Consider the following 15225-nt stretch of genomic DNA (forward strand, 5'->3'; position numbering starts at 1 on the left):
ATGATTCCTGAACTTGGGCACTTTGCGCTCATCCTAGCCTTAGTTATGTCTGTGGCATTATCAATCCTGCCACTTTATGGCACAGCCACCAATAATAAAACCTTTCAGGCAGCGGCAAAGCCGTTGTCTTGGGGTGTGTTTACCTTCTTGGTAATTAGTTTTACGTGTTTAACCTTGTCCTTTCTTCAGGACGATTTCACGGTTAAATACGTTGCCAGCCATTCCAACTCTATGTTGCCGTTCGGTTTCAAATTTTCAGCAGTTTGGAGTGCCCATGAAGGCTCTATGCTGTTGTGGGTTCTGATTCTAGGTGGTTGGACCTTTGCGGTTTCCATTTTGAATAAAGGTTTGCCAGACGATGTGTTAGCCCGTGTGCTTGCTGTGTTGGGCATGGTGTTAACCGGTTTCGCTTTATTTACTCTAATGACGTCTAACCCATTTGAACGTCTGTTGTTGAATACGCCTTCTGATGGCGCCGATTTGAACCCGTTATTGCAAGACTTCGGTTTGATTGTTCACCCTCCGATGCTTTACATGGGCTATGTTGGCTTCTCTGTGGCTTTTGCATTCGCCATTTCAGCTTTAATGACCGGTAAATTAGATGCGGCTTGGGCTAAGTGGTCTCGTCCTTGGACTGTCGTCGCGTGGGTATTCCTAACACTGGGTATTGCGCTTGGTAGTTGGTGGGCCTACTACGAATTAGGCTGGGGCGGCTGGTGGTTCTGGGACCCGGTTGAGAATGCGTCTTTCATGCCTTGGTTGGTGGGTACTGCGTTGATTCATACCTTGGCGGTGACTGAAAAACGTGGAGCCTTCAAAAGCTGGACTGTGTTATTGGCCATCGTGGCGTTCTCACTGAGCTTGCTGGGGACTTTCCTGGTTCGTTCTGGTGTATTAACGTCTGTGCATGCCTTTGCGACTGATCCAAGTCGTGGCTATTTCATTCTGGGTCTATTGGCTGTTACTTTCGGTGGTTCGCTACTGTTGTACGCCATTAAAGCTCCGACAGTACATTCGAAAATCAACTATTCGTGGTTGTCGAGAGAAGCCTTTCTGCTCATCAATAACATCATCTTAACGATTGTTGCTTCTGTTATTTTGTTGGGCACCTTGTATCCGCTGGTGTTCGATGCCTTGAATTTAGGAAAAATCTCGGTAGGGCCTCCGTATTTTAATACGGTGTTTGTTCCTATGATGTGCCTATTGGTTGTGTTCATGGGGATTGGGCCGATCAGTCGTTGGAAAGCAACTAAAGCTAAGTATCTGGTCGGCAAGCTGACTGCGATTTTGGCTCTTTCGATCGTTGCTGGCCTTGCTGTACCGTTCATTTACAAAGGCGATTTTGACGGGGCTGTTTGGTTCTCAATGACACTTGCTTTGTGGGTGTTGGGATCAGTGCTGGTGGATCTTAAAGGCCGTACGTCGAACGGCACATCGCTCTTTGATCGCATGAAGAAACTGCCAAGTAGTTATTACGGTATGCATTTCGCGCATCTAGGTGTGGTGGTGACCTTGGTAGGTATTTGTATGGTTGCCGTCTATGATCATCAGGAAGACGTTCGTATGTCTGCTGGCGATAAAGTGGATGTTGAAGAATATACCTTTGAATTCAACGGAACCACAGGTCACAGAGGTCCAAACTATGTGGCGGATGTGGGGGACTTTAGAGTTTATAAAGATGGTGAGCAGATTACTTCAATCCATCCTGAGAAACGTCGCTACAACGTAAGTCGCCAGGTGATGACAGAGGCCGGTATCGACCCTGCATTGAGCCGGGATCTTTATATCTCTTTGGGTGAGCCGCTCGAAGGCGGTCAGGCGTGGGCGGTACGTTTGCATGTTAAGCCATTTATTCGCTGGATTTGGTTGGGCGCAATTCTGATGTCTATCGGCGGAATATTGGCGGTGATGGATAAACGTTATCGTTTGAAAAAGCAGACAGCGTAACTCAGACAACGAATATTAATGGAAAACTAGATAATGAAACGTATTACGTTATTTGTACCTTTTCTTCTATTCATTGGATTAGGTTTTTTCTTGTTCCGTGGATTGAGTCTTGACCCTAAAGAGTTGCCATCAGCATTGATTGGAAAGCAGTTTCCTGCCTTTACTGCTGAGAAAATTGACGGTACAGCGGTTTCTGAAAAAGATTTACTTGGTGAGGTTTCTCTGGTGAATGTCTGGGCAACCTGGTGTCCAACCTGTAAACAAGAGCATGCCTATCTGAATAAATTAGCTTCTGAGGGCATAAAAATCTTTGGTGTGAATTACAAAGATGAAACGGATAAGGCCGTAACCTGGTTGGAACAACTAGGGAATCCTTATGTGTTTAACATTAAAGACGAAGATGGAATGCTTGGCTTGGATCTAGGGGTGTATGGCGCGCCTGAAACTTATTTGTTGGATAAAAACGGCGTCGTTCGTTTGAAGCATGTGGGTGATGTCAACGAGCGAGTGTGGAAGACCAAGATTGAACCTGAATACCGTAAATGGGTGGCACAATGATTGGGATAAAACACAGTCTGGTGAAATTCAGTCTATGGGCAGTTTTACTGTTCTCTTCTTTCCAGGCCAATGCGGTGATTGAAATTCTGGAGTTTGATAGCCAGGCAGAGAAAGAGCGTTATCAAACTTTGATTGATGAACTGCGTTGCCCGAAATGTCAGAACCAGAATCTGGCAGACTCAAATGCTCAAATCGCGGTGGATTTGCGTAATAAAGTGCGTGAGTTAATCGATGCAGGGAAGAACGACGAAGAAATTAAAGCGCATCTGGTTGCTCGATATGGTGATTTCGTTCTGTATCGCCCTGAAGTCAAGAAAGAGACCTATGTGCTTTGGTTTGGTCCGGCCATTCTTTTGGTTTTTGGTGCGTTGGTGGTTGTAATTGTTTTGGTTGCGAACAAGCGAAAAGCATCAAAGAACGAGCCACAAGCAGAACCAGAAGAAGAGCGTCAGGCTCGTTTGAACAAGTTGTTGAAAGAAAACTCGGAGAAAGAATAAATGACATTACTATGGGTCTCGATTGCATTAATGGCTGCATTAATGCTGTTGTTCTTCATTCTTCCTCTGCACTTATCTCGAAAATCTGAGGATCATGTTGAACTTTCTGCACTGAATACTCGGGTGTTTAACGAGCACCTTGCCCAGTTAGAGCAAGATCTGGCAGATCAAGTAATTGAACAAGACGCTTTTGATGCACAGAAACGCGAATTGGAAGACCGCTATCTGTTGGATATGGAAGGCATAAAATCGGCCAGCGAACAGCAATCCTCTAAATCTGGTATTGCAGGTCTGTTAGTGGTTGGTGTCTTTGCCATTGTTTCGTCTGTTGCTATCTATTGGAAACTGGGTGCGGTTGAAGATTTGAAGATGGCTGAAAACCTGAAAGGGGTGGCTGGGCTGTCTGAGCAAGAATTACTGACTCGACTTGAAGATCAGTTGAAAGCCGACCCTGGAAGCCTGGAAGGTCAGTTGTTATTGGCTCGTACCTACTTAACGTTGGGGCGTTCAGCTGATGCAGTGACTCCACTAAGAGCAGCTTTGGCGCTTTCAAAAGGTGCTGAAGGTGAAGCTATGATTATGGCTCAATTAGCTCAATCACTGTATTTCAGTAATCCGTCTGTTATTACAGAAGAGGAAGAGGCGTTGATTGACGGGGCGTTGGAGCTAGATCCTCAAGAACCAACGGCTTTGGGTGTGTCTGGTATTTTCGCCTTTGAGCAAGCGAACTATGAGAAAGCAATTCAACAGTGGCAGAAAATTTTAGCCTTGGTTGAAGAAGGGCCGAATGCTGAGTCTTTAAGACAAGGTATTAAAACAGCCAAGTCTCGTCTTGCTGCTCAAAATGGTGAAGTGGTTGAGGACGACAGTGCAAAACCAGCTGGCGCTTCTGCGGTTGCGATTCAGGTTGCTGTAGGTGTGACTGAAGAGGTAATGCAAGCGTTCTCACCTGACACTAGAGTCTTTGTCTATGCGCGTCATGCTAATGGTCCTAAGATGCCTCTTGCTATTCAAAGCTTGAACTTGGGTGCTTTACCTGTGTCGCTGCAATTGGATGATTCTACTTCAATGGCAGGGATGGCCAAGCTATCAGATGCACAGCAAGTGCAGATTGTTGCGCGTATCTCTGTATCCGGTTCCGCTATGCCTTCAGAAGGTGATGTTCAGGTGGTGAGTAAGGCCATCGACATGAATGCGATACCTGATGTGGTCGTTCTTGAACTGAGCCAATAGATACTTCTGCAGGCTACATCCGTAGCCTGCATTTTCTTGATTCTTTCTTTTATCTCCTTTTCCCTTCAAAGCCCTTCCAAGAGTTCTTTTTAAGCCCTTGTTGTTATACTATTGCGGGTTAATTTCAGAGGTTTTATTTTGGTGTTTCTGTCCAGGAAATATCAAGGATTGGAACCGGTTTCATCAACAAGGACGCTAATTTAACTCATGCCATTTAAACCCGTTGAAAGTCTTTCTGAACAAATTGCTTCTCATCTCGCAAATAACATCATTCGTGGTGAAATTACTGCGGGAGAGCGTATCCAGGAATTACGTATTGCCGGCGAACTGGAAGTCAGTCGTGGCTCTGTTCGGGAAGCGTTACTGATTCTTGAAAGAAGGCACCTTGTAGATATCCTTCCTCGTCGCGGCGCTGTGGTAACCCAGGTTTCCGTTGGTCATGTCAAAGGCTTATATCAGGTTTATGCTCAGCTGCTTGGGTTGTTGGCTCGGGGTATTGCTGAAAATTGGTCTGGTTCGGATCTCGATCCATTAATCAAAAAGTTTGAGTTGATGCGGACGGCCAAGGATCGTGGTGAGCAACTGGAGCGAATTTTTGAATTGGGCTTCGATATCATGGAGCTGGCCTATCCTATCGTTGATAACCCATACCTTTCTGAAACCCTGACTAATTTCAAGCCCATGATTCAACGTACTTATTTCATGGCGCTGCAAAGCCAGTCTGATGATTTAACCGATAATCTCGCTTTCTTTGGTTCTTTGATGGATGCCGTGGTGAAACGAGATGCGGATAGATCTGCTGAATTAATCTCGGACTATGTCGGCCAGCAGCTAAGTGGCGTTCTAAAAACCTTGGAAGCAAATGCTTAATCGGCTAGAGATAGAAATGTCATGAGACTCAAGTGTATTAAGCTGGCGGGTTTTAAATCTTTCGTAGATGCAACAACGATTCCTTTCCCGAGCAACATGTGCGGTATTGTTGGGCCGAACGGCTGTGGTAAATCCAATACCATTGATGCGGTTAAGTGGGTGATGGGGGAATCCTCCGCGAAGAATCTTCGTGGTGATTCCATGACGGACGTTATTTTTAATGGCTCCAATACCCGAAAGCCGGTTAACCAAGCCTTTGTTGAGCTGGTATTTGATAACTCTGACGGTACCTTGATTGGGGAGTATGGGAGTTATTCGGAGATTTCTGTTAAACGCCGTGTAACTCGTGATGGTCAATCTCAATATTTCTTGAACGGTACAAAATGCCGTCGTCGCGATATCACCGATTTATTTATGGGGACGGGCTTAGGGCCGAGAAGTTATGCCATTGTTGAACAGGGTATGATTTCGCGCTTCATTGAAGCGAAACCGGAAGAGTTACGATCTTTCATTGAAGAAGCGGCTGGTATTTCAAAGTATAAGGATCGACGTCGTGAGACCGAAAACCGCATGCGTCGTACTCAGGAAAACCTGGAGCGTTTGACCGATTTACGGGATGAGCTTGAGCGACAGCTGGAACACCTGAAGAAGCAGGCGGAATCAGCAGAGAAATATAAGAATTTTAAAGCTCAGGAGCGTAAGACAAAAACCGAGCTTTTGACGTTGCGTTGGCAAGGTTTGGATCAGCAAGTTCGTGAGAAAGAACAGTTGATTCGGGATTTGGAAATCAAGTTCGAAGCAGCATTAGCTGGTCAGCGCTCTTTTGATGCGGATATTGAAGAAAAGCGTCTGGCTCATACCGAGGCGTCTGATAAGTTTAATGAAGTGCAAGGGCACTTCTATCAGTTAGGTTCTCAAATTGCCAGAACCGAACAATCCATCGAACACCAACAGGAACGTTCCCAAAAACTTAAGCGTGATTTAGATGAAGTAAAACTTCAGCTCGCTGAAGGTTTGAGAGAATTAGAGCAAGAAAAAGAGCAACGGGCCATCATTCAGGATGAGCTGGATGAAATGGAACCTGAGCTTGAAATGCTGACGCAAGACAGGGAAGAATCTCAGCTGCTTTTAGAGGAGGCGGAAGAGGCGCGTCAAAGCTGGCAGGACAAATGGAATAGGTATATGGCGGAAGCCTCCCAGCCGGAAAAAGAAGCTGAGGTTGAGCAGTCACGAATTCGCCAATTAGAAGACAACATTGATCGTCACCTGAAGAAACAACGCCGATTAACCGAAGAGCAAGAAGAGCTGGTGATTGGTAGTGTTGAAGCTGAGATCGAAGCGATAAAAGACGATGTGTTGATTCAGGAAGATCGGATTGAGCAGCATCAGATTTCGATTCATTCTGCCAATGAAGAAATTGCCAACCAGCAAGAGCGAATTGAAGTGCTTCGCCGTCAGGTGGCTCAGCAACAGGCTGAACTTCAAAGTGCCAAAGGGCGCTTTGCTTCATTGGAGGCGTTACAGCAATCTGCGCTGGGTGATGGAAATGAAGTTATTGAGCGCTGGTTGAAGAATAACGGGCTGTTTGAAAAGCCTCGTTTGGCTCAATGTTTAACGGTGTCTGGTGGTTGGGATAAAGCTGTTGAAACCGTTCTGGGTGACTTCCTACAGGCGGTGCCAACGGGAACGCAAAGTGTCAGTGATCAATTGGCGTCTTTCCTTGGTGATGCCGTTGAACAAGGGTCGTTGTCTGTATTCACTCAGGCTCAATCCAGCACGATCAGCCCTCAGTTGCCAAGTTCTATTGCGGAACTATCACCCATTAAATCAGTGGTTTCTGTGACTCAAGGGCTGGATCTAACCGGTTTATTGGATCATGTCTATTTGGTTGAGGATCTATCCCAAGGTCTGTTAATTCAGAAAGACATTCCCGCCGGATATTCTGTGATTACCCGTGATGGTATCTGGCTTGGGCCAAACTGGTTACGCGTTGCCAAAGCCGATGCGGATAAGAGCGGTGTTATTGGTCGTCAGAAAGAATTAGAAATGCTGGAAGAGCGCATTGACGAGCTGGATATTTCGGTGGAAGACACTGAAATTGACCTTGAAAGTGCGCGTCTGACGTTAAAGTCGAAAGAACAGAACAAAGATTTTGCTCAAAAAGAATTAATGCGTTTAGAACGCCAATTGAGTGAAATTCAATCCGAGTTGAACACCAAGCGGGTGAGGGTTGAGCAGGTTCTGGTTCGTAAAGAGCGTATTGACTCTGAAATTCAGGAAATCAACGAACAAATTGAATTGGATCGAGAGAGTCTTGAAGACTCGCGTATGCGATGGCAAGCCGCGTTAGAACTGGCTGAAAGCAATATTGTTGTTCGAGAGAAGTTAGAACGAGAAGATGAGACAACTCGAACTCAACTGGAATCTGTACGGGTTCGATCTCAATCTTCCAGTCAACGTTATCAGGATATCCGCTTAAAAGTTGAGTCGTTACGAACGCAAAGCCAATCGGTACAGACGTCCATTAGTCGTATGGATCAGCAAGTAGAGCGCTTGAGAGAGCGCAATGAAATGCTGATTATGGAGTTGGAGGAGTCCTCTGATCCAGGCGAAGAACTCCGTATGCAACTGGAAGAAATGGTTGAACAACGCTTCGCAGTGGAAGATGAGCTGGCGGCGGCTCGAGCCAAGATGGAACAGCTTGATTCCGATGTGCGAGATCTTGAAAAATTACGAACAGAAGCCGAACAATCTTCTCAAGGCGTTCGATCTACCCTTGAAAACCATCGTATGGAATGGCAGGGGCTTCAGGTTCGTCGAAATGGAATGAAGGAACAGCTTGAAGAGCTGAAAGTTAATCTGGAAGATCAGCTGACACTTCTTCCTGAAGGGATTAATGAGCCTGAGTGGGAAGAAGAATTGCGTTTAATTGAAGGCCGGATTCAGCGTTTAGGGGCTATTAACCTGGCCGCTATCGACGAGTATCAGACTCAGTCTGAACGTAAGCGTTATCTGGATATGCAAAACGCGGATTTGACAGATGCACTTGAAACGCTGGAAGGCGCGATTCGCAAAATTGACCGTGAAACCAAGGCTCGCTTCAAAGATACCTTCGATAAAATTAACGCCGGCATGGGTGAGTTGTTCCCGAAAGTATTTGGTGGTGGACATGCTTACCTCGAACTGACGGACGACGACTTATTGACCACAGGGGTGGCTATTATGGCTCGGCCGCCTGGTAAGAAAAATAGCACGATTCATTTGTTATCAGGTGGTGAGAAAGCGTTGACGGCGATTGCGATGGTATTTTCGATCTTCCAGCTGAATCCGGCACCGTTTTGTATGCTGGATGAGGTTGATGCGCCTTTGGATGACGCCAACGTTGGTCGTTATGCCCGTTTGGTAAAAGAAATGTCCAGCAAAGTGCAGTTCATTTACATCACTCACAACAAGATTGCGATGGAAAAAGCCGAGCAATTGTTGGGTGTTACCATGCAGGAGCCAGGTTGTTCTAGACTTGTATCGGTAGATGTTGAAGAAGCGGCCGCTATGATCGATGCTTAGCGTCTATTTATCGTTGAATCGGCTAAATTAGTCCCTAGATCAAACGACAGTGAACAGGGTACAATGGGCCCCGATTTGTTCCGAGGTTTCCTAGTATGAAAATACTAATCCTCGTTGTTAATTTTAAGTTGCTTTCGGTCGCTGAATTCAGAGCTTGTATTTGCTCATTCGGTATAGGTCAGACCGTCATATTTTTAGGATAAGGAATTCATGGATATTAGTTTGCGTGAATGGTTAATTTTAGTGGGGTTGCTTGTTGTTGCAGCGATCCTTGTCCACGGTTATCTGCATATGCGTCGTCATAAGCTGGAAACCACTTCTGAGTTCAGTAATATACCCGTTTCTGACGATTGTAACGGTGAGCTGCCTAATGGCGGTGCTCGTATACGTGATGAAGATCTGGAGAGACATGAACCCACATTAAACCAGGATTTTGTTGATGTTTCTGATTCTTATAATGAATCTGGAACGGGCGTTCCTGTTTTGATGGATTCTGTGTCTGTCTCCGAAGATCCATTAGATGTGTCCTCTCAAGGCAGCTTGGATTTCTCCGTATCAGATGATCAAGCTGGCGTTGCTGATGGTGTGTCAGAAGCAGAAAATACTGAATCAGAGACAACTAATGAACCAGTAGGGCTGTCTGAGATCAGTGCTCAGTCTGAAGACATTTTGATGAAATCTTCTGATGCGGCGCCTGCAGAACTGAACGTTCCGAAAATGTCAGAACGCCGTCAGCAGTTGGAAAAATGTCGCTTAACACATGAACATTTAGGTCCGACAGAAAATCCGGAACGCGTATTTATGCTGCATGTGGCGGCTAAAGATGAAGAACGCGGCTTTAATTGTGGTCGATTGGTGGATGTTGCTGCAGCCTGTGGTTTGCGTCACGGCAAGATGGATATTTTTCATCGTCATCAGGAAGACAACGGTCAGGGCAAAGTTCAGTTCAGTATGGTCAGTTCTGTGAATCCTGGTAGTTTTGATCTTGATAAAGTGGACGATCAGTGGACGCCGGGTGTGACCTTCTTCATGAGCTTACCTGGTCCAACAAACAACATTCAAGCGTTCGATTATATGTATGAGATGGCGAAAGTTATCGCTAAAAATATGCATGGTGAAGTGCGTGACGAGCAGCATAGTGTTATGACAACTCAAACAGCAGAACACATTCGTCAGGAAATTTTGGATTACGAACGTAAACGTCGATTGTCTCAAAACGCTGGTTAGTTACCAGCTCAAAAATAATATGTGCATCAGGCTCCAATGGGAGCCTTTTTATTTTCAATAATTTGTAGGTTGTAAGGTAACAGATATGTCTGAGCAAATTGGTTTGTTTGGTGAATCAGAGAACAATGATGCTAATGAAGCAAGTTCAATGATGGACGTATCTAAACGGGTCTCGGAGCTTCATCATCTGCTCCATAAATACAATCATCAATACTATGTGCTGGACGATCCAAGCGTTCCTGACAGTGAATATGATGCGTTATTTCAGGAACTGAAGTCTTTGGAGGCTGAGCATCCTGAGTTCATAACGCCGGATTCTCCCACTCAGCGTGTGGGCGATAAGCCGCTTTCCGCGTTTGAAACTGTGACTCATGAGCTTCCAATGTTATCTTTGGATAATGTGTTTGATGAGTCAGAGTTTCGGGCATTTGATCAGCGTATTAAAAAAATGTTGGGGATAACGGACTCTGAGATTATTGAGTACGCTTGTGAGCCGAAGCTGGATGGCATTGCGGTCAGTTTGTTATATGAGAACGGTTTATTAGTTCGTGGTGCAACCCGAGGTGACGGTACACAAGGTGAAGATATTACCTTGAATGTGCGAACCATTCCGTCCATTCCTTTGAAGTTGGAAGGAGAGGGCTATCCGCAGCGCTTAGAGGTTCGTGGTGAAGTCTACATGCCTAAGAAGGGCTTCAACCGACTCAATGAAATCGCCAAAGCGGCGGGTGAGAAAACCTTTGTAAACCCTCGAAATGCGGCAGCGGGTAGCCTGAGACAACTTGATCCTAAATTAACGGCTAAGCGTCCCTTGGAGTTTTGCTGTTACTCTGCCGGTGTGGTTGAAGGTGGTTCATTGCCCGAGAGTCACTATGCGGTATTGAATCAGTTTAAAGCCTGGGGCTTTTTGACTAACAAAGAGATGGCCTGTGTTCAGGGAATTGATGAATGCTTAGCCTACTATCAAAACCTTCATGCAAAGCGTGATGATTTAGCGTATGAAATTGACGGTATTGTATTTAAGGTCAACCGTTTTGATCTGCAAAAACGCTTAGGGTTTGTGTCTCGCGCTCCCCGATGGGCGGTGGCGCATAAGTTTCCTGCTCAGGAAAAAATTACGGTCTTGCAAGACGTCGAATTTCAAGTGGGCCGAACCGGTGCGATTACCCCTGTCGGGCGTTTGGAACCGGTATTTGTGGGCGGTGTGACCGTATCAAACGTGACGCTTCATAATATGGATGAGGTTGAGCGTTTGGGGCTGATGATTGGTGATTCAGTGATTGTCCGTCGAGCGGGGGATGTGATTCCGCAAGTGGTTAAGGTGGTTGAAGACAGACGCCCTGAGAATGCGGTGGCTGTATCCTTGCCTGACGATTGCCCTGTTTGTCATTCAGAAATTGAACGGGTTGAGGGCGAGGCCGTTGCTCGATGCACTGGTGGGTTAATCTGTGCTGCTCAACGTAAACAAGCCTTTATCCACTTTGCGTCACGCAAGGCGATGGATATTGATGGCTTGGGCGAAAAATTAATTGAAGTGTTGGTCGATAAGAATATGGTTACCAGTTTAGGAGATTTGTTCCGACTTGAGGCCAAGGATGTGGCAGCCCTTGATCGTATGGGGGAGAAATCCGCCGAGAAATTGATTAACTCTTTGTCTGCAAGTAAACAAACCACCTTAGCTAAGTTTCTGTATTCATTAGGGATTCGTGAAGTCGGTGAGGCCACAGCTCAAAATCTGGCTAAGGCATTTGGAAAGCTGGATGCCATCATGAATGCTTCTATGGAGCAGCTTACGGCGGTTGAAGACATCGGGCCGATTGTCGCTGAGCATATTCTTCATTTCTTTGAAAATGAAGCCAACCGGGCAGTGGTAACGGACTTGGTTGAGTTAGGTTTGGCTTGGGATGATGTTGAAGTGCTGAATCCTGTTGAGCTCCCTTTGAACGGTCAGACTTGGGTTCTAACCGGAACGTTGGAGCAAATGTCTCGCACCGAAGGGAAGGAGAAGCTGCAAGCGTTAGGTGCTAAGGTGGCAGGCAGTGTGTCTAAGAAAACCCATTGTGTGGTTGCCGGTCCAGGCGCGGGTTCCAAACTGACGAAAGCTCAAGATCTGGGGGTAGATGTCTTGGATGAAGCTGCTTTCATTGAAATGCTTAACCAGTATGGAATTACCGTTTAATGCTTTTGAGTGAACCGGACTTGATCTTGGTAGTGGATCGTTAAATACTTTCGAGAGTTTTATTGGATGTTGGATGGTTTAATGTTTCGTCTACCGTTGTTTTTATTGATCGGAATATCGCTCATCTTGGCGGGGTGTTCATCGCAGCCAAAAAACATCAATAATGTGTGCTCGATTTTTGATGAAAACTACGATTGGTATGAAGCGGCTGTAGATGTTCAGAAAAAATGGGGCGTTCCTATTCATGTCACAATGGCGTTTATTCATCAGGAATCAAAGTTCGTTAGTGACGCTCAGCCTCCCAGAACTACCTTTCTTTGGATCTTTCCTGGCCCCCGGCCTTCCAGTGCTTATGGTTACGCCCAAGCACTGGATGAAACCTGGGATCACTACATAAGTTCAACGAAAAACTATGGTGCGGACCGGGATGATTTTGACGATGCCGTGGACTTTATTGGTTGGTATAACTTCACCAGTCATAAAAGGAATGGCATCTCGAAGTGGAATGCCAAACACCTCTATCTTGCATATCATGAAGGTCATGGCGGTTACTCTCGTCGAACCTACAACCAAAAGAAATGGCTGCTGAAGGTGTCGGATAAAGTTCAACGTCGGGCCTCGCAGTACTTACGTCAGTACAAAACCTGTAAAGCAGATCTGGAACGTGGTTGGTTCAGTCGCACGTTTCTTTAATTTTTAGGAATACCTCATGGCCATTGAAGTACCTTGGCAACAATTATCCAGTGATGCGCTTGAAGGGCTGATGGAAGCTTACATTTCGCGGGAAGGAACAGACTACGGTGAAGTGGAATGTTCCCTATCGGAGAAGAAAGCACAACTCCTTCAACAATTAAAGAATGGACATGTCTTAATCGTTTTTGATGAGGAGTCAGAGAGCTGTAACTTGCTCACCAAAGAACAATGGCGTCAGCTTCAAAGCCGTTCCGCTGAAGATGAGTATTTTGGGTACTGAGATTTGGGTACTCAGTTTCAAAATATACGTGATAATAAGTGCATATCTATAGATGATCAGAGTGTGCTTTTCGCTGTCTTCTTTTGAATCTTCAGTGTGTCTGTCCAGTGCTTAATATGCTCGGGGATATCCGGCGTGGTTAGTTCATCTAAGCTTTTCAGGTTAGGCCCTTTGCCTGCCTTAAACGCTTCTTCGATAACCTGCTTAATTGAGATGATGCCTTTGCTGTTCTCAGAGTTTTTGTTCAGAATCAGGCCCCTGCTGTAACAAATGGCAGAAGTCTTTCCTGCTTGATTTAAAATCCTGTGTTCCAGATAAAAATAGCTTCGATCCCAACAAATTAACTTTGACGTGACTGTAAATACTTCAAAAGGTGAGAGCTCCTTGAAGTAGCTGATGGTTCGGGCATTTATGATCGGAGTCCAATTCAATTGCTTCAGGGTCGCTACCAATCCTAATTGGCTGAAAATCTGTATATGACTGAGGTCAAATAGATTGGCGTACCGGGTATTTGTCATGTGCCCGTTGAAATCTAAGTCAGTTGGCCATACCCGAGATTTGAAGACTGAGGTATCATCGATTGCCATAGAACGGGATTTTCTAAGCAATAACCATAATCGAAGCAATCTGAAATATAACTTCATTAACCAGTGACCTGTGTGTACACGGAGAGCTGGAAGATTCTACCTGTTTCAGTCAGTAGGGGAAATGATTTGTCTGAACACATACATCTAGAAAAATTTAAAGAAAGCAGTACGACTGATCGCCGCTTTGTGGCCTGGGATGTCATCATGATATTGGTGCTGTTTTCCAACTTATCTTTTCTGGTAATTGATTGGTTGCTGACCTGGAGTACTTTGAGCTCGTTCTGGCAATCAATGTCAGGCGAAGCGTATCAATGGTATCTTGATGTTATTTCTGCCAATTTTGTGTGGATTGATGGTGCATTTGTTTCATTTTTCCTGGCTGAATTTTGTATTCGATGGACCATCAGTCTTAAGCGTAAAGAATACCCTGGTGTTTTTTTCTTTCCTCTCTTTCACTGGTACGACCTGCTTGGTTGTATTCCGCTTGCCGAATTCAGATGGTTGCGTCTTTTGCGTGTGATCTCTGTGTTGTTACGCTTGCACAGAATGGGGGTGGTTAACCTGAAAGATAACTACTTTTATCGCCGCTTTGTGAAGTATCACGATATTTTGGTGGAAGAGGTTTCTGATAAGGTCGTGTTGAATGTCCTTGATGGCATGAAAGCCGAATTTGACCAGGATTATCCTTTGGGTAAAAAGATCATGGAAAATGTGTTTTTACCTAACAAAGCAGAACTGATCCGTTGGATTTCTGCGGGCATCGAAGACTTTATTGCCGATCATTATCAGCAGAATAAAGCTCGAATTGAGCAGAATATTCGTGATCGTGTAGAAACGGCGGTGGAATCTCAATCGGAACTTAAAACGTTGGAAAAGCTGCCTGTGGTTGGTGATAAGATCAGTCAGGAAATTCAGCGGGTAGTGTCTGATGTGGTCTGGCAGGTCATGGATGGCTTGATTTCTGATATAGCAACGGATGGAAAAGAGCCGGATATGGATTCTATCATTGATGCGGTTCTGTCTACCTTTAGTGAAGAAAATCCAAGACTTCACCAGCTAACCCGGAATATGAGTATCCAAACTATTGAAGTGGTGAAAGAGAAAGTTGCTGTTAAAAACTGGCGGCAAATCTAACGGGATTTATTGTCTTCGTGTTCCCAAGGGTCGTTAAAGAAAAGAGGGGCGCTGACATTCAGTCTGATACCTCGGATATAACGGCCGTTCAGGTATTCGGCAATGCCATTGATGACCGCTCTCGATTCTACATTGAGACGAACCCAGACTATGGTTTGGTCATTGTCGAAATCGCCCTGAATCAATATATTTTTCACTCTGGGGCTATCATTAAACAGGTTCATCACTTCCTGTTCTGTGATGTCTGCTGGAGCTTGGTCAATACGAATAAACATCTCCTTGCGTCCTACTTATTTCTTGGTTTTATTGATTCTAATCTTAGTTCATTTCTACAGGATTAGTTTTTACTTAATTTTTGTAGGCTAGCTCTCTCAAACAATATGATTAGGCTTTATAATGTATTGAATTTACTAAGAAACTAAAGAACCGCTTCCGAGTTTGTTTTCGACAACTTAA

The 15225-nt window shown here is 45.1% G+C and carries 13 protein-coding genes; 11 read left to right on the forward strand and 2 right to left on the reverse strand.

The annotated features are described in order from the left end of the window. The 10 genes from QQL66_RS14470 (at window position 1) to QQL66_RS14515 (ending at window position 13048) form a co-directional block, all read left to right on the forward strand. Complete coding sequence (locus tag QQL66_RS14470; RefSeq protein WP_284382344.1) at window positions 1-1947, forward strand: heme lyase CcmF/NrfE family subunit; 1947 nt, start codon at window positions 1-3, stop codon at window positions 1945-1947. Between the two features lie 33 nt (window positions 1948-1980). Further along, entirely contained in the window at window positions 1981-2505 is a 525-nt protein-coding gene (locus tag QQL66_RS14475; protein ID WP_284382345.1) for a DsbE family thiol:disulfide interchange protein, read from the forward strand. Continuing rightward, entirely contained in the window at window positions 2502-3002 is a 501-nt protein-coding gene (locus tag QQL66_RS14480; protein ID WP_284382346.1) for a cytochrome c-type biogenesis protein, read from the forward strand. Before QQL66_RS14475 ends, QQL66_RS14480 begins: the two co-directional genes overlap by 4 nt. Further along, window positions 3003-4235: a c-type cytochrome biogenesis protein CcmI gene (gene ccmI / locus QQL66_RS14485; protein WP_284382347.1), complete on the forward strand. Its 1233-nt coding sequence runs from the start codon at window positions 3003-3005 to the stop codon at window positions 4233-4235. A gap of 207 nt (window positions 4236-4442) precedes the next feature. After that, on the forward strand, window positions 4443-5105 hold the full coding sequence (locus tag QQL66_RS14490; RefSeq protein ID WP_284382348.1) for a GntR family transcriptional regulator: 663 nt from the start codon (window positions 4443-4445) through the stop codon (window positions 5103-5105). 21 nt (window positions 5106-5126) lie between these two features. Next, window positions 5127-8669 (forward strand): chromosome segregation protein SMC, encoded by a 3543-nt coding sequence (smc, locus tag QQL66_RS14495; protein WP_284382349.1) that lies wholly within the window; start codon window positions 5127-5129, stop codon window positions 8667-8669. Between the two features lie 210 nt (window positions 8670-8879). After that, entirely contained in the window at window positions 8880-9896 is a 1017-nt protein-coding gene (gene zipA, locus QQL66_RS14500; protein WP_284382350.1) for a cell division protein ZipA, read from the forward strand. A gap of 151 nt (window positions 9897-10047) precedes the next feature. Further along, window positions 10048-12075: an NAD-dependent DNA ligase LigA gene (gene ligA, locus QQL66_RS14505; protein WP_284382435.1), complete on the forward strand. Its 2028-nt coding sequence runs from the start codon at window positions 10048-10050 to the stop codon at window positions 12073-12075. Window positions 12076-12156: 81 nt separating this feature from the next. Next, window positions 12157-12768 carry a transglycosylase SLT domain-containing protein gene (locus QQL66_RS14510; protein WP_284382351.1) on the forward strand — a complete coding sequence of 204 codons (612 nt, stop codon included), beginning with the start codon at window positions 12157-12159 and terminating at the stop codon, window positions 12766-12768. A gap of 16 nt (window positions 12769-12784) precedes the next feature. Then, on the forward strand, window positions 12785-13048 hold the full coding sequence (locus QQL66_RS14515) for a YheU family protein (RefSeq protein ID WP_284382352.1): 264 nt from the start codon (window positions 12785-12787) through the stop codon (window positions 13046-13048). A 56-nt stretch (window positions 13049-13104) separates the two neighbouring features. Here QQL66_RS14515 and QQL66_RS14520 read toward each other — a convergent pair whose 3' ends face one another. After that, complete coding sequence (locus tag QQL66_RS14520) at window positions 13105-13692, reverse strand: thioesterase family protein (protein ID WP_284382353.1); 588 nt, start codon at window positions 13690-13692, stop codon at window positions 13105-13107. A 69-nt stretch (window positions 13693-13761) separates the two neighbouring features. On the opposite strand from QQL66_RS14520, the gene QQL66_RS14525 reads away from it, so the two are divergent. Then, entirely contained in the window at window positions 13762-14769 is a 1008-nt protein-coding gene (locus tag QQL66_RS14525; protein WP_284382354.1) for a hypothetical protein, read from the forward strand. On the opposite strand, the gene QQL66_RS14530 is transcribed toward QQL66_RS14525, so the two are convergent. Continuing rightward, window positions 14766-15044 carry a hypothetical protein gene (locus tag QQL66_RS14530; RefSeq protein ID WP_284382355.1) on the reverse strand — a complete coding sequence of 93 codons (279 nt, stop codon included), beginning with the start codon at window positions 15042-15044 and terminating at the stop codon, window positions 14766-14768. The genes QQL66_RS14525 and QQL66_RS14530 overlap by 4 nt on opposite strands. Window positions 15045-15225: the final 181 nt, after the last annotated feature.

It is taken from the genome of Litoribrevibacter albus, from assembly GCF_030159995.1.
Lineage (GTDB): Bacteria > Pseudomonadota > Gammaproteobacteria > Pseudomonadales > Litoribrevibacteraceae > Litoribrevibacter > Litoribrevibacter albus.